A 25,458-nucleotide genomic window follows, 5' to 3' on the forward strand; every position below is an offset into this window, starting at 1 on the left:
ATCCGAGGAGCACTGATCATGTCGACGTCACAGCCCGACGCCTCCCGGCCGTCCGAAGCACGCGCGGGGGACGACCGCGCCACCCCGGACGACCTGCTCCACACCCGTACCGGCACCGAGGTGTCCCCGGAGGACCTCGTCCTCGCGGCCGGCCGGGACGTCACCCCGAAGAACCTCGAATGGGCCAGGCGCAAGCTGGACGAGGAGGGACCCGCCGCCCTCGACAAGCTTCTGCCCTGACCGGAAGGCGGCCACCGGGCGTCACACGGCCCGGACCGGTGCGAGAGGCACCGGTCCGGGCCGTGTGACGCGTGAGCGGGCTCGCGGGCGGGTCGGCGGGCGCAGCCGGGACCCTACCGGTCGTTCTCCCTGTCCGGCAGCGCCGTCTCGTCCTCCACGACGTGCATGGCGGCCTCCTCGGCACCCGCCGCTCCGCCGTCGATGCCGACGTCCTCGGCGACGGTCTCCTTCGTCGTGTCGGTGCGTACGCCCTCGTCGGGGGCGACCAGTCGGCCGGAGCGTTCGGTGCCCGCCTCGGGGTCGACCGGCTCTCCGTCGCCTCCGGGCTTGTCGCCCACGCCGTCGCCGTCCGGCGCGGACACGTCGGGTGTCTCCTGGGACAGCCGCTCGTCCAGGGTCTCGCCGTCGTGCTGCTCGGCGGCCGTGGTGCCGTGCTTGGTCACGCCGAGGGGTTTCTCCGGCGGGGAGTAGCCCTCGTCGAGCGTGTCGTCGTAGGTCCGCTCGTCGACGGCGTCCTGGAGGTCGAGGGGCGCGGCGTCCTCCTGCTCCTCGTTGGTTCCGGTGGGCTGGTAGACGTCGTCGGCCATCGGGTCCGTGCCCATCGCTGCCTCCCTCTCGCGCTGCGTCGGCTCGGTGGTCTGGGTGTGCGGTTCGCGTTTCCCGATACGCGATCTCTAACCCGTTCCCGACCCGGGATCTTCACCCCCGGGGTGCGACGCGGATGCTCAGGTCGGTGATGCGGTGCGGTGCCCAGTCGCGGGCGTAGCCGGGCGTGGTGCCGCCCGGTCCTGTGACGTCGGCGACCGGGACGCGGCGGGCGGTGTCCACGATCTCGGCGGCCGTGATGTTCTCGTTGTTGCCGCTGGTGGCGCCGGAGGAGCAGCCCGTGTAGTAGCCGATCGGGATGGACTCGTGCCCGGTGATCAGACACGGCGGGCGGACGCCCAGCCGGTGCAGTTCGTCGGCGACGCGGGCCCAGTCCTCGCGGCTTTCGACGTTGCGGTCCACGGTGCCCACGAGGACGGCGAACTGCACCGCCAGGTGGCCGGCCAGCGCGAGCGCGACGAGGGACGCGGCCACCGGGCGCCACCGGCCGCCCGCCGTCCTGACCAGGTGCCACAGCGCCACGGCGACCGGGACGGCCAGCAGGGCGTAGGCGGGCTGGAGGAAGCGGGGCGCCGCATAGCCGATCATGAACAGGTAGGGCAGCGCGGCCGTCACCGCACAGGCGAACGGGATCACCGTGCGGGCCGCGCGCCGGGCCCGCACGGCGACGACGACCCCGAGGACGGCGACGGCCGGGAGGACGATCCACCACAGGGTGACCACCGGGTGCGGCATCGATCCGGTGCACGGGCGGCACAGGCCCCGCCCGCCCAGGCTGCGCATCTGGTCGTCGACGGCGATGTTCCAGCCGAGGCCGCCCTGGATCTCGGAGGCCCTGGACAGCCGCTCCCCGAGGCCGCCGTACCAGCCGTACGCCTCGATCACCCACTCCACTCCCCCGGCGGCGAGGCCACCCACGAGGGCGAGCAGCAGCAGCCAGTGGCGGCGTACGAGGACGAGGACCAGCAGGGGCAGCGTCACCCAGACCGCGTCCGTGGGGCGCATCCACGCCATCAGCGCCGCTCCGGCCACCACTCCCCACAGCGCGGCCCGCCCGGACAGCCCCTGCCACGCCCGGAGGAAGCAGCCGACGCAGACCAGGGCGCCGATGGCGACCCAGTAGTTGGGCATGGCCTGCGGACCGTAGAAGAGGGTCACCCACAGGGTGGCGAAGAACGCCCCGGCCGTGGCCAGGACGCGGGCCGGGAAGAGGCCCTTCCAGGCCCGCAGGGCGAGGTACAGGCCGAGGCCGGACAGCACGGCGAGGTAGACGCGCAGCAGTTCGGTGGACGACGACCAGGACGCGACGGGCGCGACCAGCAGGGAGACGCCGCGGGAGCGCGGTGCGCTGAAGAAGGCGGCGGGATGGTGGGAGGTGACCTGGCTGACGTACACCGTCTCGTCCCAGCCGAGGCCCATCCAGGGGTGGACGAAGACCAGTTGCGACAGGGTGAAGGCGGCGGCCACCGCCGCGATCAGGGCGTCACCGCGCAGGCGCCAGGGGGTGCCGGACGCCGTCGTCGCCTCGTCCCGCCGTCTGCCGGCGAGCATGGCGTTCGCGCCGTCGGCCATCGTGCACCCCTCACCCCCACTCGTCGCGGGGCCGCTCGTTGCTCACCTCCTGCCGCCAGTGGCGGGAGCCCGGAAACCCGGAAAACAAGGTCAAACTAACCCGCGTGCCAGGGAAGCGCAGGGTTGAACTCGGCCAGTCGCGCTGTCTCGTTCCCGCCCCATCCTTTCTCCTCGGTCAAGCGTCCGGCCTTGTCAGTGGGCGTTGGGGCGGCGGTGCGGGGGCTGTTCGGGGGTGGGGCGCCGTTTGGGTTCGGGGACGGCGCGGGTGACGGGGCCGTCCCCGTTCACCGTCAGGGCGGCTCCGTGGTGGTGGATGGTCAGCGGTGCGCCCTCCAGCAGCGTGTACGTCGCCTTGTCGGCGCGGATCTCCACGCGCAGGCACCGCCCGCGGAACTGGAGCCGGAAGGCGAGGCGGCTGAACTTCTCGGGCAGGCGGGGCGTGAACCGGAGGCTGTCGCCGTCCCGGCGGGTGCCGCCGAACCCGGCGACCAGCGCCATCCACGTACCGGCGAGCGAGGCGATGTGCAGCCCGTCGCGGGTGTTGTGCTCCAGGTCCGCCAGGTCCATCAGGGCGGCCTCGGCGGCGTAGTCGTAGGCCAGCCGCAGATGTCCGGTCTGGGCGGCGACGACGGCCTGGCAGCAGGCGGACAGGGAGGAGTCCCGTACGGTCAGCGGCTCGTAGTAGGCGAAGTTGCGGGCGATCTGGTCCTCGTCGCAGTGGGCGTCGAACCAGCTGCCGCAGGTGTACATCGCCAGGACGAGGTCGGACTGCTTGATGACCTGCTTGCGGTAGAGGTCGAAGTAGGGGAAGTGCAGCATCAGCGGGTACTGGTCGGCGGCGGTGGCGGCGAAGTCCCAGCGCTGGTGGCGGGTGAAGCCCGAGTGCTGCTCGTGGACGCCCAGCTCCTCGTTGTAGGGGATGTGCACGGACAGGGCGGCGTCCCGCCAGGCGGCGCTCTCCTCGTCGTCGACGCCCAGGCGGGCCGCCTCGTCCGGGTGCCGTTCGCACACGTCGGCCGCGGCGAGCAGGTTCGACCGTGCCATGAGGTTGGTGTACGTGTTGTCGTAGGCGATGGCGCTGTACTCGTCCGGACCGGTGACGCCGTCGATGTGGAAGACGCCGTGGTGGTCGTGGTGACCCAGCGAGCGCCACAGCCGGGCCGTCTCCACCAGGAGTTCGAGGGCGGTGTCGCGTTCGAAGTCGGTGTCGCCGGTCGCCGCCGTGTACCGCACCGCCGCGTGCGCGATGTCGGCGGCCACGTGGAAGGCGGCCGTGCCGGCCGGCCAGTACGCGGAGCCCTCCGAGCCGTCGATGGTCCGCCACGGGAACGCGGCGCCGCGCAGCCCGAGCTGGGTGGCGCGGTCCCGGGCGGCGGGCAGGGTGTCCCGGCGCCAGCGCAGCGCCTCGGCGACGGCCTTGGGCTCGGTGTAGGTCAGTACGGGCAGCACGAACATCTCGGTGTCCCAGAAGGCGTGTCCGTCGTAACCGGAGCCGGTCAGTCCCTTGGCCGGGATCGCCCGCTGTTCGGCGCGGGCTCCGGCCTGCAGCACGTGGAAGAGGGCGAAGCGCACCGCCTGCTGGATCTCCTCGTCGCCGTGCACCTCCACGTCCGCCCGCGCCCAGAAGTCGTCGAGGTAGGCGCGCTGTTCCGCCACCAGCCCGTCCCAGCCGCTGTGCGCGGCGGCGGCGAGCGCGGCCTCGACCTGGTCGCTCATCGCGGGGCGGGAGCGGGCGCCCGACCAGCCGTGGGCGACGGTCTTCTGCACCCGCAGCCGCTGTCCCGGCTCCAGCACGGAGGTGATGGTCAGTCGGGCCACGTCCGTGTTGCTCTCGCTGCTGGTGGTGATCTCCCCGGAGGTGTCCACGACGTGGTCGGCGGCCACGGCGACCCGCAGGCCGCTGCGCCGCGTCCGGTGGACCAGGCGCAGCCGGGAGCCGATGGCGAGGTCCTCCTCCGGCTCCAGCGGGGACTGCAGCGCCTTGGCCGTCCGGGGGTCGCCGTCCGGGGAGGGCAGGCTCTCGTTGGTGACGAGTTCCGACTGGATGACCACCCGGGTCCGGCTGTCGACGGGCTCCACCTCGTACTCCACGGCGGCGATGGCCCGCTGGGTGAGGGAGACCAGCCGGGTGGAGCGCACCCGGATGGTCGTACCGGCCGGGGAGGTCCACTCGCAGGTCCGCTCCAGCACGCCGCGCCGCAGGTCCAGGGTGCGTTCGTGCTTGACGAGCCGTCCGTAGCGCAGGTCGAAGGGTTCGTCGTCGACGAGCAGCCGCAGCAGCTTGCCGTTGGTGACGTTGATGACGGTCTGGCCGGACTCGGGGTAGCCGTAGCCCGCTTCGGCGTACGGCAGCGGGTGGAGTTCGTAGACGCCGTTGAGGTAGCTGCCGGGCAGGCCGTGCGGTTCGCCCTCGTCGAGGTTGCCGCGCCAGCCGATGTGCCCGTTGGACAGGGCGAAGACGGACTCGCTCTGGGCGAGGAGGTCGAGGTTGAGGGCCGTCTCGCGCACGGACCAGGGCTCGACGGCGTACGTCCGGTTGGTGATCACGCCTGGCCTCCCAGTTCGGCGAGGTCCTTGACGACGCGGTCGGCGCCGTGGGCATAGAGGGCGTCGGTCTGGCCGACGCGGTCGACGCCGACGACGTAGCCGAAGTGCCCGGAGCGGCCGGCGTCCATGCCGGCGAGCGCGTCCTCGAACACGGCGGCGCGGGACGGCTCGACGCCGAGGTCGCGGGCGGCGGCGAGGAAGGTGTCGGGGCGTGGTTTGCCCGGCAGCTTCCGCTCGCGGGCCACGACGCCGTCGATCCGTACGTCGAACAGGCGCTCGGCGTCGATGGAGTGCAGCACGTCCCGGGTGTTGGCGCTGGAGGAGACGATCGCGGTGGCGAGGCCGGCGGCGCGGACCGCGTCGATGTAGCGCAGCGTGCCCTCGTACGGCTTCACGCCGTCGGTGCGGATCTTCTCCAGGAGCAGCTCGTTCTTGCGGTTGCCGACGCCGTTGACGGTCTGCGCGTCCGGCGGGTCGTCGGGGTCCCCGTCGGGCAGTTCGACGCCGCGGGAGGCGAGGAAGGAGCGGACGCCGTCGGCGCGCGGGCGGCCGTCGACGTACTCGTCGTAGTCGGAGTCGCTGAAGGGGCGGAAGTCCGCGCCGTCCCGCTCGCGCAGGAAGGCGTCGAACGTCTCCTTCCAGGCGGCGGCGTGCACCACCGCCGTCCTGGTGACGACCCCGTCGAGGTCGAAGAGGCAGGCGCGGATGGAGTCGGGAAGTCCTAGCTGCGTCGTCATACCGACACAGTTCCCCGCCGGGGCGGGTCCGATCAGGTGACACACTCTGCGGTGTGCCGCTGACTTTCGACGACCTCCTCACCCGGGCCCGCTCACTGCCGGTGGGCGGGCGGCGCGCGATCCTCGGCATCGCCGGCAGCCCCGGCGCCGGGAAGTCGACGCTCGCCGAGCGTCTGGTGCGGGAACTGAACGGGACCGGCGCGCCGTGGGTCGCACACGTCCCCATGGACGGCTTCCACCTCGCCGACGCCGAACTGGACCGTCTCGGCCGCCGGGACCGCAAGGGCGCGCCCGACACCTTCGACGCGGCCGGGTACGCGGCGCTGCTGGGCCGGCTGCGCGAGGAGCCGGACGACGAGGGGGCGGGCGGCGAGGGGGCGGGCGGCGAGACCGTGTACGCGCCCGGCTTCGAGCGCAATTTGGAGCAGCCGATCGCCGGGGCCGTGCCGGTGCCGGCGTCGGCGCGGCTGGTCGTGACGGAGGGCAACTACCTGCTGCTGGAGACCGGCGCGTGGGCGCGGGTGCGCTCCCGGCTCGACGAGGTGTGGTTCTGCGAGCCGGCGGAGACCGAGCGGGTCCGCCGGCTGGTGGCTCGGCACGAGCGGTTCGGCAAGTCCCACGAGGACGCGGTCGCCTGGGTACTCGGCACCGACCAGCGCAACGCCGACCTGGTCACCGCGACCCGGGACCGCGCCGACCTCGTGGTACCGGCGGGGGCGATGCCAGACCGGCCCTAGGTCGTGAGACGGCCGTCGGTGGAGCGCGGCTGGGGCTCCGCGTGCGGGAAGCCGTCGGCGCTCACGTGCGGCATCACACCGCTCGCCACACGGTAGCGGCCGTTGGGCACGTCGTCCGACTTCGTGATGTGCACCGCCAGCGGGCCCGCCCACTCGTATCCGTGCCGTTCGGCGTGCCGGGCCAGGCTGTCGGTGAGCACCTGGCCCACCCGGCTGTCGCGGCGTGTCAGTTCCTCGTGGACGACGTCGGCGAGCGCGACGTCGTAGGCGTTGGGCACCATGACCCGCCCCTGGGGCGAGACCACGGCGTTGCTGTCGCATTCCGTGCGCAGGGCGTCGAGGAGTTCGACAGGGTCCCTGTCGAAGACCCGCGCCCACAGCGCTTCCCAACCGTTCTCCAGGACTTTCTCCAGCGCGCTGATGGCGCCCATGCGGTATTCACCTGCCGGGTGTACTCGGGGTCGGCCGCCCGGATGTGCGCGGGCGTCGCGCGGCTACCGGGCGGTCATTCCTCGTCGTAGTCGTCCGGGCGGACGTGCGCCTCCTCCAGGGCCTCGCGCATGGTCCGGCCGGTGCCACCCTGCGGGCGGGGCGCCTCCTGGTCACGCTGGTCGAGAACGTCGTCGGTGGTGTCGGTCTTCGGCCGGTTCTCTTCCGGGACGGTCATGACGGTGGCTCCTCGTCCGTGCTGTGAGTACTTCCTGCTTCCGTGGCGGCGGGTTCCCGGCCAGGGCCGTGCTATCCCCGCGGGTGCGGATGCCGGTGCCCTGCGGGTGCGCGTGCCGGTTCGCCGCGGGGCGGATGCCGGCCCGTGCGGGCTCAGGGACGGCCCATGACGCCGTCCTGCCGGACACAGGGGGTGAGCTATGTTGACCTCCGTGGGAGACAAAGGAGGCGCATCCGTGCCATCGCCGCAGCAGGCACGCGCGCAGGCATCGGCGATCACCTCGGGAAGGGCGGCCCCGGAGACGGAGGTCTCCCCCACCTCCCGGCTCAGGACGCTGTTCGACCGGCCCCGCCTCTCCCCGGGCCAGCGGCGCATCGCGCAGTACCTCATCGAGCACCTCACCGAGGCGGCGTTCCTGTCGATCACCGACCTCGCCGACCGGGTGGGCGTGAGCCAGCCCTCGGTGACGCGGTTCGCCTCGGCGGTCGGCTTCAGCGGCTACCCGGCGCTGCGGGAGCAGCTCCAGTCGATCGCGCTGGGCACCCGCGGCGGCACTCCGGCCGAGGAGAACCGGGGCAACGAACTCCAGGCGGCCGTCGACGCCGAGATCGAGAACCTGGAGAACCTGCGGCGCGACTTCGCCGACGCCGACCGGGTGATCGACGTCGGACGCAAGCTGGCCGCCTCCGCGCCGCTGACCGTCCTCGGGCTGCGCATCTCCGTCTCGCTCGCCGAGTACTTCGCCTACGCCGCCCGCCGCGTCCACCCCGACGTACGCCTGGTGACCCGGGGCGGCACCGTCGCCTACGACGCCCTGCTCCAGTCCCGGGAGGCGGGCGGCACCTGGGTGCTGGCCTTCTCCATGCCCCGGCACGCCCACGAGACCCTGGGCGCCGTCCGGGTGGCACGCGGTGCCGGACTGAAGGTGGCGCTGATCACCGACCTGGCGCTCGGCCCCGTCGTGGACGAGGCCGACGTCACCTTCGCCACCGGCACCGGGTCTCGGCTGGTCTTCGACTCCTACGCGGCACCGGGCGTGATGTGCGCGGCGCTGCTCCAGGCCATGACCGACGCCGATCCCGAGCGGACGCAGGCCCGGCTGGAGGAGTACGAGCAGGTCGCCGACCAGCACCAGTTCTTTCTCCGGGACTGAGCCGTCCCGGTTTCGGCCCCGATTGGTCGGCGCAGACGGGGGCCATCCCCGTCAAAGCAGGCATGAATGTTTTCATACGCCTTGCAAAGCGGTTGGCATATATAAATACTGCTCACGGATCGCGACCCGGCCGCCCCGGAGCGCGTCCACACCTGCGCGAACACCTCTGGCAGCCGGCTCCTACCCGCTCCGGCGCAACCCGGGGGTGTTCCGTCGGGCATCGCCTGCGCGAGCGCCCGCGGCGGTCCCGGTCGTCCCCTGGACCGGGGCCGCCCCAACCGTCGCCCCACCCCGTCGACGCCGCACACCCGGAAGCGATGATCATGCCCCTGACGACCACGCGCATCAGCCCGGACTGGCCGTGCCAGGTCAAGACACCCGGCAGCTACGACTGGGAACGCTCGGCGGCCAAGTGGCTGCGCGAGCTGGTGCCGGCCCGTTACGCGGGCTACCCGGCGCTGATCCGCCACCCTGTGCTGCTCGCCCGCCATGCGCAGATCCAGGTCCAGCACGAGATCCGGGTGGCCCGCACCGCCCTGCAGACCGCCCGGGCGGACCTGCCCCGGCTCGGCCTGCCCGAGTCGGTCATCGAGCACACCATCAAGCTGTACGCGGCGGAGGTCCTGCAGTTGCAGCACATCGCGCGCAGCGTGCGGGCGGTCACCGAGGCGCTGGTCGAGCGGGGCGCCGCCGGACGCTGACCCGCGCCGTCCCGGACCGCCCCGCGCTCGCCCCGGACCGCGCCGGTCAGTCAGTCCACCGGGTGGCCGGGCCGGATGGTGTGGGCGTCGGCGAGCCGCAGCAGCCGTCCGCCGGACGCCTCCCGCCCACCCCACTCGACCGGTTCGAGGACGAAACCGACGTGATCTCCTCCGGCGGCGCGCTCCACCACGCGGCCGACGAACCACGCCTCGGCGTCCTCCAGCACGACCGCCCCGCCGTACCCCTCACGCCAGCGGACCTGCCGGAACTTGTCCACCCGGTCGCCGGTCTGCCCGCCGAAGATCTCGGCCGTCCCGCGCTGGTCGCGGGCGAGCAGATGGACGGCCAGGACGTCGGCGGAACGCGCCACCCGGAAGGTCCGGTTGACCTCGGAGAGCCATACGACGAAACGCACGGGGTCGAGGGAGCACTGCGAGGAGAAGCCGACCAGGCAGCCCGCCCGTTCCCCGTCCGCCGCGGCCGTCACCACGCACATGTCCGGGTCGAGCCGGCCGAGAAACACGTCCATGCCAATCATGTTAGGCGCCGTTCCCGGACGGGATCATTCCGCGAGGAGGCGCCGCAGGGCCGTCCGCAGGGCGGTGACGAAGGAGTCCCGGCCCGCCTCGTCGAGGGCGTCCAGCGACAGGTAGGGGTTGAGGTCCTCCAGCTCGACCAGGAGCAGTTCACCGCCGGGCGCGCGGCAGGCGTCCACGCGCTGGATGCCGTGGTCGATGCCGTTCCACTCGATGAACAGGCGCGCGAAGTCGAGGTCCTGCGGTGAGGCGTCGTACGGCTCCAGCCGCCAGCGCCGGTCGGGGTGCGGCGCGTACAGGGCGTACTGGAAGTCGTGGTCGACGAAGTAGAAGGAGATCTCGTGGGCGAAGTCGACGCGCGGCTGGACGAGGAGGTCCCCGGCGTCGCCGCGCACCGTTTCCCGCAGGCGGTCCGCGGGCACGAACCGCAGGCCCACCGAGTCCGCGCCGAGCCTGGGCTTGACGACGTACTCGTCCGCCGGGGGCAGCCGGTGCAGGTCCTCCGGCCGTCCGACGGTGGGGATGACCGGGTATCCCGCGTCGGTCAGGTCGAGGAGGTACTGCTTGCCGACCATGTCCGCCCGGCCGGTGAGCTGGTTGTAGACGAGGGTTCCGCGCTCGGCCGCGCGCTCGCGAAAGGCGTCGTAGGCGGCCTGGTGACCCAGCACGGGACCGCTGTTGCGGACGACGACCGCGTCGAAGGCGTCCAACAGCGCGGCGGCCTCCCCGGGGTGGCACAGGGCCAGGTCGAAGTCCTCGCGCAGACGGGAGGCCAGGAAGATGTCCTCGTCGCAGTAGCGCCGCCCGCGCGCCTCATAGGCCAGGTCGGTGACGTACAGGATGCGGGGGCGGGGGGACGGCATGCGGAACTCCTCGAGGCTGACCGGAAGTGATCGTATGCGACCGGCGCGACGAGGTGGCGAGGCAGTCACTCGATGAGGGCACTCAGTTCCCTCCCTTCCCTGCACTGAGTGTCACGGGCGCCGGTGAGCTGCTACGTTCCCCTTCATGAGCTCCAGCAGTGCGGCGCCCCGCCGCGGGGACCGGACGGACGCGGCGGGTATCCGGCCGCCGATGCGGGAGGCGCTGGTCGCGGCGGCCTTCCAGCTGTTTCTGGAACGGGGCTACGAGCAGACGACCGTCGACGACATCGTCGCGCTCGCCGGTGTCGGACGGCGGTCGTTCTTCCGCTACTTCCCCTCCAAGGAAGACGTGGTCTTCCCCGACCACGAGCGGTGCCTGGCCGACATGACGGCCTTCCTGGCCGCCTCCCCCGAGGACGCCGACCCGGTGGTGCGGGTCTGCGACGCGGCCCGGCTCGTGCTGCGCATGTACGCCGAGAACCCGGCCTTCTCGGTGCAGCGTTACCACCTCACCAAGAAGGTCCCCGGACTGCGCGCGTACGAGCTGTCGGTGGTCTGGCGCTACGAGCGCGCCCTCGCCGAGTACCTGCGCGGACGCCTGGGCGGGCGGCCGGACGGGACCCTGCGGGCCGACGTGATCGCGGCCGCGGTGGTCGCGGCGCACAACAACGCCCTGCGCTCCTGGCTGCGTTCGGACGGGCGGGACGACGCGGGCGCCGCGGTGGACCACGCGCTGGGGTACGCGCAGTCGACGTTCGGGGATGTCCCCGTCGCGCCCCGCGACGAGGCGCCCGAGGACGTGGTGGTCGTGGTCTCCCGGCGCGGGACGCCCCTGTGGCAGGTCGTGCGGGAGGTCGAGACCGCGTTCGCCCGCGACTGAGGACCGCAGGCCGCGGGGTCACGGGCGCGGACTCGAGGGTACGCAGTGCCTTTACGAGTGACACTCAGTGCCATACGCTGTGGGGCGTGCACGGTGGCACGGCGAGCCGCGCACACGCGTGCCCGGGCGACCGCGCACGTGGGATTCCGGCCCGAGTGCAGGGAGTTGACCAGCGTGTACCACCACTCAGGAAACGTCGCTCAGCAGGCAGTCGGCTCCGCGACGGGCGTGCTCGACCCCAAGGCCCCGGACGCCGAGGCCGTCTTCTTCCAGCGCTGCACCTGGTGCGGCACCTCCATGTACCACCGGGTGCTGTGCCCGGTCTGTCGCGGCAGCGACCTGCGGACCGAACGCAGCGAGGGCATGGGGACGGTGCGCCACGCCACGGTGGTGCACCGCAACACCCCCGCCGCGCGCAACGTGTCCCTGATCGAGATGGCCGAGGGCTTCGTGCTGCGCGGCCGGGTCATGGGCCCGCTCATCGGCATCCACAGCGGGGACCGGGTGCGGCTGTCCACGGCCAAGGACCCGGTACGCGGCGAACCCGTCTTCCAGTTGGTCGACGAGCCGTACCGGGCCTGGACCTGAGAGCCGGTCAGCCCTGCGCGGGACGCTCCGTCCCCTACGTCGGGGCGCGGCCGCCGGGCCGTCAGGACGCGAGCGTGATGCGGATCCCCAGGGTGCCGTCCAGGCCCCGGCGCAGCCGGCTGCCGAACAGGGTGAGCCGGCCTACGATGCCGTACTTGCGGGCGATCAGCCGGCGGTAGCGGCCGGTGGTGGCCGGGTCGCAGATCTCCGCGGTCGCCGGGACCTGCTCGCCGGTCGGCCTCCCGCGCACGTCGCAGGGGCCGACCAGGACGTCGGCGCGGTTGCGCACGCGCTTGACCTTCCAGGAGTCGGCGGCCGTCCAGACGCCGAGGGTGTCCTCGTCCCGCACCACCCACACCGGGGTGGCGACCGGCGTGCCGTTCTTCCGGTACGTGGTGACCAGCAGGTACTTGCCGGCGCCCAGCCGGGCGAGTGAGGCGTCGTCCATGGTCCGGAAGTATAGGTGCCGGACGATGTCGCGCCCCTCGCTCAGGCCAGGGCCGCCGTCATCCTCCGCACCGCCTCCGTGATCACCTCGGGCGAGGCCGCCAGGTTGAGCCGTACGTGTCCCGCCCCGCCGGTGCCGAAGGGGATGCCGGAGCTGAGGGCGACCCGGCCGCGGTGGAGGAAGACGTCCGCCGGGTCGTCGCCGAGGCCGAGCGCGCGGCAGTCGAGCCAGGCCAGGTAGGTCGCCTCCCCGGCGTGGTGGACGACGCCGGGCAGGTGCTCGGCCAGCAGGTCGGTCAGCAGCCGCCGGTTCTCGTCGAGCCCGGCCAGGACCGCGTCCAGCCAGGCGGCGCCGTCGCGCAGGGCGGCGGTGTGGGCGAGGACGCCGACATGGCTCGGTCCGTGGCCGACCTCCTCGGGCATCCGCGCCAGGTCGGCGGCGGCGCCGGGTCCGGCGAGGGCGAGGGCCGCCTTGAGCCCGGCCAGGTTCCAGCCCTTGGACGCCGACATCAGGGCGAGGCCGCGCTCGGCGCCGGGCACGCTCAGGTACGGCACGAACCGCGCGCCCGCGGACACGACCGGCGCGTGGATCTCGTCGGCGACGACCCGGACGCCGTACCGCTCGGCGAGGGCCGCGACGGCGGCCAGCTCCTCGGCGGTGTGCACCGTACCGGTCGGGTTGTGCGGGCTGCACAGCAGGTAGGCGGCCCGCCCGCCGTCCGCGACGGCCCGCCGGAACGCCTCCTCCAGTGTCCCGAGGTCGATGCGCAGGTCCGCGCCGAGCGGCGCCTCGACGACTCGCCGGTCCATGTGCGTCACGAACTGGTAGAACGGCGGGTACACCGGCGGGTTCAGGACCACCGGATCGCCCGGCCCCGTGACCAGCTTGAGCATCTCGACGACGCCCAGCATCACGTCGGGCACGATCGCGGTGCGTTCCACCGCGAGGTCGTCCCACCCCCACCGCTTGCCGGCGAAGGCGGCCAGGGCCTCGGCGTAGGCGGTGCCGACGGGGTAGCCGGTGTCGCCGAGTTCCATGGCGTCGGTGACGGCGCGCGCGACGGGTTCGGCGAGCGGCACGTCCATCTCGGCCACCCACAGCGGCAGCACGTCCGCGGGGTAGGTGCGCCACTTCATGCTCGTCCGGCGGCGCAGCTGGTCGAGGGTGAGTGCGCGCAGGGGGTTCGGTTCACCTGGCTGGTGCTGCGGGATGCTGGTCATGGGGCACAAGATAGGGGCCCGCGGTGCGACCGGGGAACGGGGAGCACGGACGCCGCCGACGCCGCCCGCCGGCATGGACGAGCACCGACGGGACCGCCGACCCGGTGAACACGGGCGGGGCCGCCCCCGTATGGGAGGAGGGCGCTCGACGTCCGGAGGCCCCCGCGGCGGCGACGCCGTGTGTCCGGGTTCGGGAGCGCACGCATGAGGCACGCACGACGACGCATCGTCCGGCGAGTGGCACGGCTGGCGGCCGTCGGCGGACTCCTGGTCGGGGGGACGATGGTCACCCGGGCGGTGGCGAGCGAACCCCCCGACACGTCCGCCGCGCCGCACACGCTGGCGCGGCCCGCGCCCGGTACCGGCGCCGGCCTCGTGTCACGGCTGGGCGCCTCCCGTACGGCGGGCCACTGGGTCGGCTCCGACGGGCGGCCGGTCGTCGCGGTCACCGACGAGAGCACGGCCGAGGCGGTGCGGCGGGCCGGTGCCGAGGCGAAGCTCGTGCGGCACAGCATGTCCGAGCTGAAGTCGGCGACCTCGACGCTGCGTTCGGCACCCCGGGTGCCCGGTACGGCGTGGGCCCTCGACTACCGGTCGAACGAGGTGGTGGTACGGGGTGACAGCACGGTCTCCGGGTCCGACTGGTCCCGGCTGACGGGCGTCGCGGAGGACATCGGCGGCTTCGTCCGGATGGAGCGGACCGAGGGCACGTTCACGACTCGGCTGAACGGCGCGGAGCCGATCCTGTCCACGGCGGGGCGCTGCTCGGCGGGCTTCAACGTGACCGACGGACAGAGCGACTTCATCCTCACCGCCGGCCACTGCGGGCCGACGGGGTCCGTCTGGTTCGGCGACGACGGGGGCGACCGGCAGGTCGGCAGGACGGTCGCCGGGAGCTTCCCCGGGGACGACTTCTCCCTCGTGGAGTACGCGAACGGCAAGGCGGGTGGCGGCGCCGACGTGGTGGCGGTCGGTGGAGGCAAGGGGGTGCGGATCACGGGTGCGGGTGAACCGGCCGTCGGGCAGCGGGTGTTCCGCAGCGGCAGCACCAGCGGGCTGCGCGACGGCCGAGTGTCCGCGCTCGACGCGACGGTGAACTACCCGGAGGGCACGGTCACCGGCCTCATCGAGACCGACGTGTGCGCCGAACCCGGGGACAGCGGGGGGCCGATGTTCTCCGAGGGCGTCGCGCTCGGTGTGACGTCGGGCGGCAGCGGCGACTGCGACAAGGGGGGTACGACGTTCTTCCAGCCGCTGCCGGAGGCGATGAAGTCGCTCGGTGTCGAGCTGATCGTCTCCGCGCGGGAAGGAGCGGGGTCCGGCGCCACGCCCTCCTCACCGGCCGCCACCGGCGGTGGTGGCGGTGGAACCGTGCCGGGTGCCGTGACGCCCGGGGCCGCGGCGCCCGCGACGGGCGTCACCGGCTCGACCCTGCTCTCCCGTCTCACCGACCGCCGCAACGTCGGCCCGGGCATGCTCGTCGTCGCGGGCAGCCTGGTCGCCCTGGTGGCCACCCGGTGGATCCGCGCGGATCAGGACCGCAAGGCCTATCGACGGCACTATTCGGCGACATGGGGCTGAGCTGTGGGGCGGACACGGACCGGCGCCCACCCTCGGCCGCCACGGCCGGCCGCCCGTGTCCGGGCGTGGGACGGCGACGTGCGCCGCACACGGGGTCCCGGCGCTCAGCCCAGCGTCAGCAGCACCGTGGCCGCCGCCGCGCCGATCAGGCCCACGGCCCGCCGCCGGTCGGCCCGCTCGTGGAGGAGGGCGAGGCCCAGGACGACGGGCAGTGCCGGGTAGAGGGAGGCGAGGACCACGGCGACCGACAGCAGTTGCCGCTGGGCGGCGAGAAGGTACAGGATCAGGCCGAGCGCGGCACCGGCGCCGATCAGCAGTGCCTCGGCGGCCCGACGCGGCGGCAGCCGCAGGCGCCCGGTGTGCCGGGCGGCGGCGGGGAGCAGCAGGAGTACGGCGGCGACGCGGCCGGCCGCCACGGGCCACAGGCCGCTTTCGGGGCCGGCCTGCCCGAGGGCGAGGTACTGGACGGCGACGCCCGCGCTGGCGAGCAGACCGTCGGTGACGGCGTGGCCCGGGCCGGTGCCGCCGCCGGAGACGAGCCAGAGCGCGGGCACGGTGACGGCGATTCCCACCCACGCGAGGCCGCCGGGGCGGTCTCCGAGGACGAGTACGCCGCACAGGACGGAGAGCGCGACACCTGTGACGGCGCTCACCGGCACCACCACGCTCATCGCGCCGCGGCTCAGGCCCCGGTTGAGGAAGTGCATGGCGACGCCGCTGCCCACGCCGGACAGGGCGCCCCACAGCAGGTCCGCGGTGCGGACGTCGGGGGTGGTCACGAGGAGGGCGGCCACGCAGGCGAGGACGAGCCCGCCGACCTGGCCGAGGAAGGTGACGGCGGCGAAGTGGATGCGCCGGGACAGAAGGCCGCCGGCGAAGTCGACGACGCCGTAGAGAACGGCCGAGGTCAGTGCGAGAAGGGCACCCATCCCGAGGGGGTGCCCGGGGCCGGGGCTCCGATGCGCCGAGGAGCCTCAGCCGCTCAGGCGGCCTGCGCGGGCTCCGGGGCCGCGGTGGCCCACTCCATGACCAGCCGCTGGTATTCCGCGCGCTGCTCGACGCTCAGTGTCCCGCCCGACCGGAGCCACAGGGCCCGGATCTCCTCGTTGACCTCGGCAGCCGATCGCTCGGAGGAGGGTTCAACAGTGGTGGACATGCTGTGAAGCATACGGCGCCCGGCGTGAAGACGATGTGAGTAATGGCGAGCCAAACGGACATACCGGACCGTGTTACTGATCACGTCGATCTTCTCATCTGTCAAGGTCTACCGGCGAGTTCGTTCTCGGCGACTGTGTTCCGCCGCACACGGCCCGCCACTTCACATCTGCGCGGCCCCCAGCACCAGCACCTGGATCGCCAGCACGGCGGCACCGCGCGCCCAGTCGTGAAAGTCGGACACCCGGGTCTCCAGACCGACCGGCACGGCCTGCGGATGCCGGTTGTCGCGGATGGTGTCCTCCACCACATCACCGGCCATGTCCATCAGGCCGACCCCCTCCCCGGCGAGCAGGATCCGCTGCGGCATCACGAAGTTGGCGATCTGCGCCACCAGGGTGCCCAGGGCGCGCCCGGCCTCCTCGACGACCCGGGCGGGCATGGGCTCGCCTTCGGCTGCGGCCGCGAGGATCTCCTCGTAGCTCCAGTCCCGGCCGGTGGCGGCCCTGACCTGGTAGCGGATGTTGGGGATGGTCAGCAGTGACACGGCGCTGCCGCGTCGGCCGTCGGGGGTGAGCGGGCCGTACGGGTCGAGGATCCAGTGGCGGCCGAACCCGCGGTCCTCGCCCCCCGAGTACGGCACCCGCTTGCCGCCGAGCACGAGTCCGTAACCGACGCCGGCGCCGATGGTGAGGACGACGAACCGGTCCAGGCCGCGCCCCGCCCCGAACCAGGTCTCGGCCTCCACGAAGGCGGCGGTGTCGTTCTCGACGACGACCGGCAGCCCGGTGCGCTCCTCGACGAGTCCGGCCAGTGGAACGCCCCGCCACCCCAGGAAGGGTGACTCGCCGACCACGGCGCGGCCCTCCACGAGCCCTCCGACACCGATGCCGATGCCGGCGACCCGGGTCCGGTCACGGGACAGCTCCCGGGTCATCGCGGCCACCAGCTCGGCGACCTCGACGGGGTCGTGCGTGGCGAGCGGACGGTCGTGGCGGGCGACGATCTCGCTTCTGAGGGTGGTGACGACGCCGTACACCATGTCACCGGTGATCTTGAAGCCGAGGAAGTACCGGGAGTCGGCGACCACGTCGAGCGGCTGCGAGGGCCTGCCCTGCCGCACTCCGGCCGGCGCGCCCGCCTCCGGGACCTCGACCAGCAGCCGCGACTCGATGAGCGGCTTGGTCAGCCGGGTGAGGCTGCCCGGGGAGAGAGCGAGCCGCCGGGCGATCTCGGTACGGGACAGCGGCCCGTGCACGAGCACCTCGATCGCCACGGAGCGCTCGCCGGGACTCAGCGGAAGCCAGCCTTCGGCACTTGTGGTCATGACGGTCGAGCCCCACTTTCTTCCATAACGGAACTAACAAGACCAGTCGAGGTCGGCGTTGACTCCAGGAAAAGATACTGGCACCACCCCTTGACGCGCTGATTGTTCCGCGCCAAAAGTAAGTACCGAGCCGCCGCATGAGAGGGAGTCTCCCGATGACCATCCCCTCCGGCCGTCGTGCCGAGAACCGGGGCGACGGACGTCTGGCCGCGGTGTTCGTCGCGCCGGCACTTCTGGGCTACACGGTCTTCCTGCTCTGGCCGACACTGCGCGGGATCTACCTGAGCTTCACCCGCTTCAACCTGCTGACGCCGGCTGAGTGGGTGGGCCTGGACAACTACGTGCGGATGGTCCACGACCCCATCTTCTGGGACTCGCTGCGGATCACGGTCGTCTACGTCGTCATCAACATCGGCGTGCAGACGGTGTCGGCGCTGGCCGTCGCCGTGTTGCTCCAGCGGCTGACGCAGTCGTCGGTGCTGCGCGGGATCGTGCTCACGCCGTATCTGATGTCCAACGTCGTGGCGGGCATCGTCTGGCTGTGGATCCTGGACACGCAGCTCGGCATCGGGAACGAGATCCTCGCGGCGCTCGGTCTCGACCGCGTCCCGTTCCTCGCCGACGAGACCTGGGCCGTCCCGACCATCGCGCTGATCAACGTGTGGCGGCACGTCGGCTACACCGCGCTCCTGCTGTTCGCGGGGCTCCAGGCCATCCCCAACGACATGTACGAGGCCGCGAAGGTGGACGGCGCGAGCGAGTGGCGGATGTTCTGGCGGATCACGATGCCGCTGCTGCGGCCGGTCCTCGCGGTCGTCCTCATCATGACCGTGATCGGCTCGTTCCAGGTCTTCGACACGGTCGCCGTGACCACCGCCGGCGGACCGGCGAACGCCACCAACGTGCTGCAGTTCTACATCTACGGCGCCGCCTTCGGCCGCTTCCAGTTCGGGTACGCCTCGGCGATGTCCGTCGCCCTGCTCGTCGTGCTGAGCGCCATCACCTTCGTCCAGTACCGGCTCACCCGGGCCGGCCGGACCGACCTCGGCTGACGGAGAGGAGAACGAGATGGCCGACACGGCCTCCGTGTCCACCGAGGCGTCTCCGGCGTCGGCCGGGGCGTCTTCGGCCGACCGGGCGACGGTACGGCGCGGCAGGCGCCGCCTCTCCCCCGGGCGGATCGTGGCCTGGGCGGTGATGGCGGCGATCGTGCTCGTCACCCTGCTGCCCTTCTACTGGATCCTGCGCACCGCGCTGTCCACCAACACCGGACTGGCCGGCCACCCGGCCGACCCGCTGCCCGTCGATCCGACGACCGGCGGTTTCGAACGGGCCCTCGGCCTGCAGTCCGCCGAGGAGGCCATCGCGCAGGGCGGCGCGGGCGGCGGGCTCGAGTTCTGGCGGTACCTGCTCAACTCGGTGTTCGTCTCCACCCTGGTCACCGTCTGCCAGATCCTCTTCTCCGCCATGGCCGCGTACGCCTTCGCCCGACTGCGGTGGCGGGGCCGGGACACGGTGTTCGGCCTGTTCCTGGCCGGGCTGATGGTGCCGGCCGTCTTCACCCTGCTGCCGAACTTCGTGCTCATCAAGGAACTCGGCCTGGTGGACTCGCTGCTGGGCATCGCCCTGCCCACGATGTTCATGACCCCGTTCGCGGTGTTCTTCCTGCGGCAGTTCTTCATGAACGTCCCCCGGGAGGTGGAGGAGGCGGCGCTCCTCGACGGTGCCGGAAAGGTGCGGGTCTTCTTCCGGGTGCTGCTGCCGATGGCGGCCACGCCCGTGCTGACCCTGGCCGTGCTGACGTACATCACGTCCTGGAACGACTACTTCTGGCCGCTGATGGTCTCCTACAGCGACAGCTCGCGCGTACTGACCGTGGCGCTGGCCATCTTCCGCGCGCAGACCCCGACGACCGGCGTCGACTGGTCCGGCCTGATGGCGGCCACGCTCATCGCGGCGCTGCCCATGCTGCTGCTCTTCGGCGTCTTCGCGCGTCGCATCGTCGGCACCATCAGCTTCACCGGCATCAAGTGAGGGGACGGACATGCGATTTCGTACGGCCGCCGCTCTGACCGGGGCACTGGCGCTGTCCCTGGTGAGCGGCTGCGCGCAGGGCGGCGCCGGGTCGTCCGCGAACACGGTGACGTACTGGCTCTGGGACACCAACCAGCTGCCCGCCTACCAGGCGTGCGCCGAGGACTTCGAGAAGCGGAACCCCGGCCTGGACGTGAGGATCTCCCAGATGGGCTGGGACGACTACTGGACCAAGCTCACCGCGAGCTTCATCGCGGGCACTCAGCCGGACGTGTTCACCGACCACATCCAGAAGTTCGGCCAGTTCGCCGGCCTGAAGGTGCTGGAACCGCTCGACGACCTGGGCATCGAGGACTCCGACTACCAGCCCGGGCTGGCCGCCAGCTGGATCGGCGAGGACGGCCACCGCTACGGCACCCCGAAGGACTGGGACACCGTCGCCCTCTTCTACAACGAGAGGATGACGCGGGACGCCGGGCTGAGCGCCGAGGAGCTGAACGGTCTCTCCTGGAACCCCGAGGACGGCGGCACCTTCGAGAAGGCCGTCGCGCACCTGACGGTGGACGAGCAGGGCAGGCGGGGCGACGAACCCGGCTTCGACAAGGACAACGTCAAGACCTACGGCCTCGCCTCCAACGGCGGCGGTGACGGCGACGGTCAGACCACCTGGAGCCACTTCGCCGCGTCGGCGGGCTGGACCTACACCGACAAGGAGCGGTGGGGCACCGAGTACCGGTACGACGACGACACCTTCCAGTCGGTGATCGAGTGGTACTTCGGACTGGCGGACAAGGGCTACCTGGCCCCCCTCACCGACTACTCCCAGTCCAACGAGGCCAACGCACAGGTGGCCGCGGGCAGGGCGGCCACCGCCTTCGACGGGGCGTGGATGCTCTCGACCTACGCCGGTTTCGAGGGCATGGACGTCGCCACCGCCGTCACCCCGGTGGGCCCGACCGGCAAGCGGGCCACGATGATGAACGGCCTCGCGGACTCCGTCACCAGGAATGCCCGCAACAAGCCGGGCGCCCTGAAGTGGGTGAAGTACCTGGCCTCCGAGGAGTGCCAGCGCACCGTGGGCGGCCACGGCATCGTCTTCCCGGCCACGCCCGACGGCACGGAGGCGGCCGTCGCGGCCTACGAGAAGAAGGGCATCGACGTATCGGCCTTCACCCGGCCGGTCGACGAGAAGACGGACTTCCGGACCTTCACGTACCCCATCACCAACTACGCGGCGGATGTGCACGCGCTCATGCAGCCCGCCATGCAGGACATCTACGGCGGCGGGAAGCCGGTGAGCGGCCTCGACGAGACCAACGACCAGATCAATCTCATCCTCGACCAGTGACGCGACCAGTGACGCGACCAGTGAAGGGCACGCCATTCATGACGTTCTCCCTCGGCATCGTCGGTGCCGGCCAGTTCTCCGGCCAGTTCGCCAGGCTGTTCCTGGCCCACCCAGGTGTGAGCGACGTGTATGTCACCGACCTGCTCCCGGACCGGGCCGAGCGGCTCGCCGCCGCCGAAGGCCTCACCGGCACCTTCCCGACCTACGAGGCGATGCTGGAGTCGGAGGCGGTCGACGCCGTCGCGATCTTCACGCAGCGCTGGACCCACGGCCCGCTCGTGCTCCAGGGGCTGGGCGCGGGCAAGCACGTGTACTCGGCGGTCCCCATGGCGATCAGCACCCGGGAGATCGCGGAGATCATAGACGCGGTCAAGGCGACCGGACTGACGTACATGATGGGCGAGACCAGCCAGTACAACCCGGCGACCGTGCACGCCCGCAACCGCATCGCCGAGGGCGCCTTCGGGCGGCTCTTCTACGCCGAGGGCGACTACGTCCACGACATGGACCTGGGCTTCTACGACGCGTACCGGTACAGCGGCGGCGAGGAGTGGAAGTCCACCGCCAGCTATCCGCCGCTGCTGTACCCGACGCACTCGGTGGGCGGGGTGCTGGGCGCCTGGCGGACGCACGCGGTCAGCGTCTCGGCGCTCGGAGTGGTGGACGAGCGCGGGGACGGGGTCTTCGACCGGTCGGTGAGCCGGTTCGACAACGACGTCTCCAACGCGACGGCGTTGTTCGAGGTGGCCGGCGGCGGGTCGTTCCGCACGAACGAGTTCCGGCGGGTCGGCTACCCCTCGCACATCCGGGAGTCCCGTTTCCGCTTCTTCGGCACCGAGGCGAGCATGGAGCAGCTCGCCACGGTGGCCCTGTGGCAGGACAAGAGCGGGGTCGAGGACATCAGCGACCTGCTGGAGCCCAAGCCCACCATGTCGCCCGACGACCCGTCCCTCCAGCACGTCGCGCCAAAACTGCGGGCCGCCTTCACCTCGGGTTCGGCGCCGGTGCACGACCGGGCACGGCTGCCGAGGGCGTTCGACGAGATGCACAACGGACACGAGGGCAGCCACCACTTCCTGGTGGACGACTTCGTGACGGCGGTGAACTCCCGGACCCTGCCGTCCGTGAACGCGTGGGTCGCCGCCCGCTACACCCTGCCGGGCATCGTCGCGCACGAGTCAGCCCGGCAGGGCGGGACGAGGCTGGAGATCCCGGACTTCGGGGACGCGCCGGTGCTGTGACGCGGCCGCGCGAGCCGGGTGCCCGAGGACAACCGTCAGGTGCCCGGCTTGCGGCCGTACACGTAGACGTCGTCGCCCTTCTTCAGCAGCGACCAGTACTTCTTGGCGTCGGTCTTCGTCATGTTGACGCAGCCGTGCGAGCCCGGCGGGTTCCACATGCTGACGCCGGCCGAGTGGAAGGCCTGGCCGCCGTCGAAGAACTGGCTGTAGGGCATCGGCACGTCGTAGATGGTCGAGTGGTGGTCGATGTTGCGCCAGTAGACCTTCTTCAGGCCGGTGCGGGTCTCGTATCCGTTGCGGCCGGTGCGGACCGGCACGGGACCGTACACGACCTTCTTGCCGTCCTGGATCCAGCTCAGCTGGAGGGTGAGGTCCACGCAGGCGATACGGCCCTTGTTGACGGGGCACTTGCCCGACTTGTTGGGGTTCTTGCCGACGGCCTTCTGCTTCGTCATCAGGTCCATCACGCCCCAGGTGACAGGGCCCGCGTAGCCGATGTTCGGCTTGATGCCGTGCTTGGTCTGGAAGGCGCGGATCGCCTTGCAGTCGGCGGTGGACTGCTTGCCGTCGGCCGGGCGGCCGAGGAACTTCTCCACCTTCTTCTGGTACGGGCCGGTCTGCGTGGTGCAGCTCGCCGCCTGGGCCGGTGCGGCGCCGAGCGCGAGCGTGAGCGGTGCCACCAGTGCGGTGACTCCGAGTGCGACGGCTCCCCGTCTGCGTATGTCCCCCATGGCCGGTCAGCCTTTCGCGTCGAAGCGGTGGGTGTGCTCCCCGCCTGCTAGACCGCCGCCCGGTGGCTTCGGTTGCCCGCCGCGCCCACGTCGCGACCGAACGGTGACAAACGCCACCGGGCGTCCTCGAACCGCCGGCCGGCCGTCAGTCCGTGTCGCCCCACTCCTGGACCGCCTGCCGGAACCCGGTGTTGACCGCGGTCAGACCACCGTCGACGGCCAGCGTGGTGCCGGTGATCCAGGCCGCGTCCCGCGAGGCGAGGAAGGCTACGGCCGCCGCGATGTCCTCGGGTTCGCCGACCCGCCCCAGCGGGTACAGCCGCCGGACCGCCGCGAGATCGTCCTCCCGGCCCTCCCAGGCCGTGGTGCGCACGGTGCCCGGCGTCACGAGGTTGACGCGGACGCCGCGCGCGGCCGCGTGTCCGGCGAGGGTGCGGGTCAGGGAGGCGAGCCCCGCCTTGGCGGCGCTGTAGGCGTGGTTGCCGAAGTCCTGGACGCCGTTGACCGAGCCGACGCTCACGATCGCCCCGCGCCCCGAGGCCGCGAGGTGGGGCAGCGCGGCACGGCAGCAGCGGTAGGCGCCGGTGAGGGTGACGTCGAGGTCGCGGGCCCAGACCTCGTCGGGTTCGTCCTCGAAGAGCGGGGCGTCGGGCGAGCAGGCGTAGGCGTTGTTCACCAGCACGTCGAGGGCGCCGAAGGTGTCCACCGCGCGGGCGACTGCCGCCTCGACGGACGCCCGGTCGGCCACGTCGCAGCCGAACGCCTCCGCGGTGAGGCCCTGTTCCGTCAGCTCCCCCGCCGTACGCCGCGCCGCCGCGAGGTCCGCGTCGGTCAGCAGCACCCGCGCCCCCTCGGCGGCGAACCGGCGTGCGGTGGCCGCGCCGATGCCCCGGGCGGCGCCGGTGATCAGTACTCCGTGGTCGGTGAATCGCCCTGTGTCCGTCATGGCCCGACGGTACTGCCGCGACGATCACTCGGGCAGCTAGCGTGCCCCCATGTCCGCGTTCTTGCAGCAACTCCCCGCGCTCATAGGTGTCGTCATCGGAGCGCTCGGTTCGTATCTCGCCGTCGTCCGCAGTGACCGGGCCCGGTTCCGCCGTGAGACCGCGGCCCGCTGGGAGGAGCGCAGGCTCGCGGTCTACGCCGACTACGCGCGGACCCTCAAGACCTCCGTCACGCTGACGTACCGGGTCGCCGCCCACCTCGGCAACGACCCGCACCCGCACCCGCTGAGCCCCGAGGAGGCCGCGCCGGCCCAGGCCGAGGCCGCCCTCGCCCGGGACCCCGCCGGGGAGGCGCTGCTCCTGCTCGGCGGCAGGGAGGTCGTGGAGAAGGCACGGGTCTGGGTCGTGACGGTGCTGGAAATGGAGCGCTTCCTGCGCGAGGAGACGCGTGACCCCGACGCCTGGCAGGCCCTGCTGGAGCGGCAGCGCGCCGGTCGAGAGGGCTACTACACGGCCGTACGGGAGGACCTGGCCCTCCCCCCGGGTCACGCGGCCCGCTGGCCGCTGCCGCCCGTCAGCGGTAACCGGTGACGTCGGCGGGCTTGTCCGCGTCCTGCACCTCGACGACGTAGCGCCAGGCGTCCGGGCGGCTGCCGTCGAGGTCGGTGAAGCCGTACTCCTGGGCGAGACCGCCGCTGGAGAGGGACCGGCCGTTGAAGCGCGCCACGTCCGGGTCGGCGGCGAGGGCGGTGACGGCGCGGCCCACGTAGCGGGGCGTCTCGGAGATGGCGAAGTGCGGGACGCGGTCGAGGGCGTCGCGCCAGTTCTCCTCGCGTACGCCGAAGTGGTCGAGCATGATCTCCGAGCGCAGCCAGCCGGGGGTGAGCGCGACGGCCGTCGCGCCGCGCGGGCCGAGTTCGTGGCCGAGGGCGAAGGCCATGCGCAGGACCGACGTCTTGGCCAGGTCGTAGAAGAAGGAGACGCGGTAGTGGTCGCGGTTGTAGTCGTCGGTGCCGTCGGTGACCTCGACGACCAGTCCGCCGGGGCGGCGCAGCAGCAGCGGCAGTGCGTGGTGGCTGGTGACGGCGTGGGTCTCGACGGCGAGCCGCAGAAGTCTGAGGCCCTTGTCGAGGTCGTGCTCCCAGACGGGGTTGTCCCAGTCGAAGAGGTTCTCGCCACCCCAGATGTCGTTGACCAGGATGTCGAGGCGGTCCTGTTCGCGGGCGACGCGGTCGACGAGCGCGGCGACCTGCGCCGGGTCGAGGTGGTCGGTCGGTACGGCGATGCCCCGGCCGCCGGCCTCGGTGACCAGGTCGGCGGTGTCCTCGATGGTCTCGGGGCGGTCGTACTCGGAGCGCCGGGCGCGGGTGCTGCGGCCGGTGACGTAGACGGTGGCGCCGGCCGCGCCCAGTTCGACGGCGATGCCGCGTCCGGCGCCCCGGGTGGCTCCGGCGACCAGTGCGACCCTGCCCGCCAGCGGCTTCTCCAGCGGCTCTTTCGGTGACGTTGTCATGTCCGGCTCCCGTTTCTCTCCCGCACGAGCGATGTCGTGATCGAGAGTGCCCGGGAAGCCGGACATCTTCTGTCACCTTTTACGCGTG

The 25,458-nt window shown here is 72.2% G+C and carries 28 protein-coding genes; 12 read left to right on the plus strand and 16 right to left on the minus strand.

All coding sequences use genetic code 11. From position 1 onward, the window contains the following. Positions 1–18: 18 nt before the first annotated feature. On the plus strand, positions 19–240 hold the full coding sequence (locus tag RI578_RS03135) for a hypothetical protein (RefSeq protein ID WP_310869589.1): 222 nt from the start codon (positions 19–21) through the stop codon (positions 238–240). 113 nt (positions 241–353) lie between these two features. Here RI578_RS03135 and RI578_RS03140 read toward each other — a convergent pair whose 3' ends face one another. The 4 genes from RI578_RS03140 to RI578_RS03155 all read right to left on the minus strand — a co-directional run bounded on the left by RI578_RS03140 (position 354) and on the right by RI578_RS03155 (position 5,702). Continuing rightward, entirely contained in the window at positions 354–842 is a 489-nt protein-coding gene (locus RI578_RS03140) for a DUF5709 domain-containing protein (RefSeq protein WP_310869590.1), read from the minus strand. A 97-nt stretch (positions 843–939) separates the two neighbouring features. Further along, entirely contained in the window at positions 940–2,418 is a 1,479-nt protein-coding gene (locus RI578_RS03145; RefSeq protein WP_310869591.1) for a hypothetical protein, read from the minus strand. Between the two features lie 192 nt (positions 2,419–2,610). Beyond that, entirely contained in the window at positions 2,611–4,965 is a 2,355-nt protein-coding gene (locus RI578_RS03150) for a glycosyl hydrolase family 65 protein (protein WP_310869592.1), read from the minus strand. Continuing rightward, on the minus strand, positions 4,962–5,702 hold the full coding sequence (locus tag RI578_RS03155) for a beta-phosphoglucomutase family hydrolase (protein WP_310869593.1): 741 nt from the start codon (positions 5,700–5,702) through the stop codon (positions 4,962–4,964). The genes RI578_RS03150 and RI578_RS03155 overlap by 4 nt, the downstream gene beginning before the upstream one ends. Positions 5,703–5,755: 53 nt before the next feature. Here RI578_RS03155 and RI578_RS03160 point away from each other — a divergent pair, with 53 nt between their 5' ends. Further along, positions 5,756–6,439: a nucleoside/nucleotide kinase family protein gene (locus RI578_RS03160; protein ID WP_310869594.1), complete on the plus strand. Its 684-nt coding sequence runs from the start codon at positions 5,756–5,758 to the stop codon at positions 6,437–6,439. On the opposite strand, the gene RI578_RS03165 is transcribed toward RI578_RS03160, so the two are convergent. Together RI578_RS03165 and RI578_RS03170 are read right to left on the minus strand one after the other, a co-directional pair. Continuing rightward, positions 6,436–6,870 (minus strand): DUF3662 domain-containing protein, encoded by a 435-nt coding sequence (locus tag RI578_RS03165; RefSeq protein ID WP_310869595.1) that lies wholly within the window; start codon positions 6,868–6,870, stop codon positions 6,436–6,438. The two genes, RI578_RS03160 and RI578_RS03165, sit on opposite strands and share 4 nt — an antisense overlap. Positions 6,871–6,944: 74 nt before the next feature. After that, positions 6,945–7,106: a hypothetical protein gene (locus tag RI578_RS03170; RefSeq protein WP_310869596.1), complete on the minus strand. Its 162-nt coding sequence runs from the start codon at positions 7,104–7,106 to the stop codon at positions 6,945–6,947. Between the two features lie 235 nt (positions 7,107–7,341). Between RI578_RS03170 and RI578_RS03175 the strand changes: the two genes are divergently transcribed. Together RI578_RS03175 and RI578_RS03180 are read left to right on the plus strand one after the other, a co-directional pair. Continuing rightward, entirely contained in the window at positions 7,342–8,259 is a 918-nt protein-coding gene (locus RI578_RS03175; protein ID WP_310869597.1) for a MurR/RpiR family transcriptional regulator, read from the plus strand. 317 nt (positions 8,260–8,576) lie between these two features. Continuing rightward, entirely contained in the window at positions 8,577–8,960 is a 384-nt protein-coding gene (locus tag RI578_RS03180; RefSeq protein WP_193776084.1) for a hypothetical protein, read from the plus strand. A gap of 50 nt (positions 8,961–9,010) precedes the next feature. Here RI578_RS03180 and RI578_RS03185 read toward each other — a convergent pair whose 3' ends face one another. Both RI578_RS03185 and RI578_RS03190 read right to left on the minus strand, forming a co-directional pair. Beyond that, positions 9,011–9,499 carry a flavin reductase family protein gene (locus RI578_RS03185; protein WP_310869598.1) on the minus strand — a complete coding sequence of 163 codons (489 nt, stop codon included), beginning with the start codon at positions 9,497–9,499 and terminating at the stop codon, positions 9,011–9,013. 24 nt (positions 9,500–9,523) lie between these two features. Beyond that, positions 9,524–10,360 carry a hypothetical protein gene (locus tag RI578_RS03190; RefSeq protein ID WP_310869599.1) on the minus strand — a complete coding sequence of 279 codons (837 nt, stop codon included), beginning with the start codon at positions 10,358–10,360 and terminating at the stop codon, positions 9,524–9,526. A 145-nt stretch (positions 10,361–10,505) separates the two neighbouring features. On the opposite strand from RI578_RS03190, the gene RI578_RS03195 reads away from it, so the two are divergent. Next, positions 10,506–11,240 (plus strand): TetR family transcriptional regulator, encoded by a 735-nt coding sequence (locus RI578_RS03195; RefSeq protein WP_310869600.1) that lies wholly within the window; start codon positions 10,506–10,508, stop codon positions 11,238–11,240. A gap of 174 nt (positions 11,241–11,414) precedes the next feature. Then, complete coding sequence (locus tag RI578_RS03200; RefSeq protein WP_310869601.1) at positions 11,415–11,828, plus strand: zinc ribbon domain-containing protein; 414 nt, start codon at positions 11,415–11,417, stop codon at positions 11,826–11,828. Between the two features lie 61 nt (positions 11,829–11,889). On the opposite strand, the gene RI578_RS03205 is transcribed toward RI578_RS03200, so the two are convergent. Together RI578_RS03205 and RI578_RS03210 are read right to left on the minus strand one after the other, a co-directional pair. Further along, on the minus strand, positions 11,890–12,276 hold the full coding sequence (locus RI578_RS03205; protein ID WP_310869602.1) for a PPOX class F420-dependent oxidoreductase: 387 nt from the start codon (positions 12,274–12,276) through the stop codon (positions 11,890–11,892). A 41-nt stretch (positions 12,277–12,317) separates the two neighbouring features. After that, complete coding sequence (locus RI578_RS03210; protein WP_310869603.1) at positions 12,318–13,496, minus strand: aminotransferase class I/II-fold pyridoxal phosphate-dependent enzyme; 1,179 nt, start codon at positions 13,494–13,496, stop codon at positions 12,318–12,320. A 204-nt stretch (positions 13,497–13,700) separates the two neighbouring features. Between RI578_RS03210 and RI578_RS03215 the strand changes: the two genes are divergently transcribed. Further along, positions 13,701–15,077: a S1 family peptidase gene (locus RI578_RS03215; protein WP_310869604.1), complete on the plus strand. Its 1,377-nt coding sequence runs from the start codon at positions 13,701–13,703 to the stop codon at positions 15,075–15,077. A gap of 104 nt (positions 15,078–15,181) precedes the next feature. Here the strand turns inward: RI578_RS03215 and RI578_RS03220 are convergent, their stop codons facing one another. The 3 genes from RI578_RS03220 to RI578_RS03230 form a co-directional block, all read right to left on the minus strand. Continuing rightward, a complete protein-coding gene (locus RI578_RS03220) occupies positions 15,182–16,006 on the minus strand; it encodes an EamA family transporter (protein WP_310869605.1) in 825 nt (274 codons plus the stop codon). Positions 16,007–16,059: 53 nt separating this feature from the next. Beyond that, positions 16,060–16,245: a hypothetical protein gene (locus RI578_RS03225; protein WP_210958225.1), complete on the minus strand. Its 186-nt coding sequence runs from the start codon at positions 16,243–16,245 to the stop codon at positions 16,060–16,062. A gap of 150 nt (positions 16,246–16,395) precedes the next feature. After that, positions 16,396–17,559 carry an ROK family transcriptional regulator gene (locus RI578_RS03230; protein WP_310869606.1) on the minus strand — a complete coding sequence of 388 codons (1,164 nt, stop codon included), beginning with the start codon at positions 17,557–17,559 and terminating at the stop codon, positions 16,396–16,398. A gap of 155 nt (positions 17,560–17,714) precedes the next feature. Here RI578_RS03230 and RI578_RS03235 point away from each other — a divergent pair, with 155 nt between their 5' ends. The 4 genes from RI578_RS03235 to RI578_RS03250 are packed head-to-tail and all read left to right on the plus strand — an operon-like array spanning position 17,715 to position 22,182. Further along, positions 17,715–18,611: a sugar ABC transporter permease gene (locus RI578_RS03235; protein ID WP_310869607.1), complete on the plus strand. Its 897-nt coding sequence runs from the start codon at positions 17,715–17,717 to the stop codon at positions 18,609–18,611. Positions 18,612–18,627: 16 nt separating this feature from the next. Beyond that, the gene (locus RI578_RS03240) at positions 18,628–19,593 is read left to right on the plus strand and encodes a carbohydrate ABC transporter permease (RefSeq protein WP_310869608.1); all 966 of its coding nucleotides are present in this window, start codon (positions 18,628–18,630) and stop codon (positions 19,591–19,593) included. A gap of 10 nt (positions 19,594–19,603) precedes the next feature. Beyond that, a complete protein-coding gene (locus RI578_RS03245; protein ID WP_310869609.1) occupies positions 19,604–20,941 on the plus strand; it encodes a sugar ABC transporter substrate-binding protein in 1,338 nt (445 codons plus the stop codon). 38 nt (positions 20,942–20,979) lie between these two features. Further along, complete coding sequence (locus tag RI578_RS03250; protein WP_310869610.1) at positions 20,980–22,182, plus strand: Gfo/Idh/MocA family oxidoreductase; 1,203 nt, start codon at positions 20,980–20,982, stop codon at positions 22,180–22,182. 35 nt (positions 22,183–22,217) lie between these two features. Here RI578_RS03250 and RI578_RS03255 read toward each other — a convergent pair whose 3' ends face one another. Together RI578_RS03255 and RI578_RS03260 are read right to left on the minus strand one after the other, a co-directional pair. Next, on the minus strand, positions 22,218–22,913 hold the full coding sequence (locus tag RI578_RS03255) for a L,D-transpeptidase family protein (protein ID WP_310869611.1): 696 nt from the start codon (positions 22,911–22,913) through the stop codon (positions 22,218–22,220). Between the two features lie 145 nt (positions 22,914–23,058). Beyond that, on the minus strand, positions 23,059–23,859 hold the full coding sequence (locus RI578_RS03260; RefSeq protein ID WP_310869612.1) for an SDR family NAD(P)-dependent oxidoreductase: 801 nt from the start codon (positions 23,857–23,859) through the stop codon (positions 23,059–23,061). Positions 23,860–23,908: 49 nt separating this feature from the next. Here RI578_RS03260 and RI578_RS03265 point away from each other — a divergent pair, with 49 nt between their 5' ends. Beyond that, positions 23,909–24,448, plus strand: a complete 540-nt coding sequence (locus RI578_RS03265; RefSeq protein ID WP_310869613.1) for a hypothetical protein — start codon at positions 23,909–23,911, stop codon at positions 24,446–24,448. On the opposite strand, the gene RI578_RS03270 is transcribed toward RI578_RS03265, so the two are convergent. Then, positions 24,432–25,370 carry an SDR family oxidoreductase gene (locus RI578_RS03270; RefSeq protein WP_310869614.1) on the minus strand — a complete coding sequence of 313 codons (939 nt, stop codon included), beginning with the start codon at positions 25,368–25,370 and terminating at the stop codon, positions 24,432–24,434. The two genes, RI578_RS03265 and RI578_RS03270, sit on opposite strands and share 17 nt — an antisense overlap. Positions 25,371–25,458 lie beyond the last annotated feature (88 nt).

The organism is Streptomyces sp. BB1-1-1 (assembly GCF_031597775.1).
Classification (GTDB): Bacteria; Actinomycetota; Actinomycetes; order Streptomycetales; family Streptomycetaceae; genus Streptomyces; species Streptomyces thinghirensis.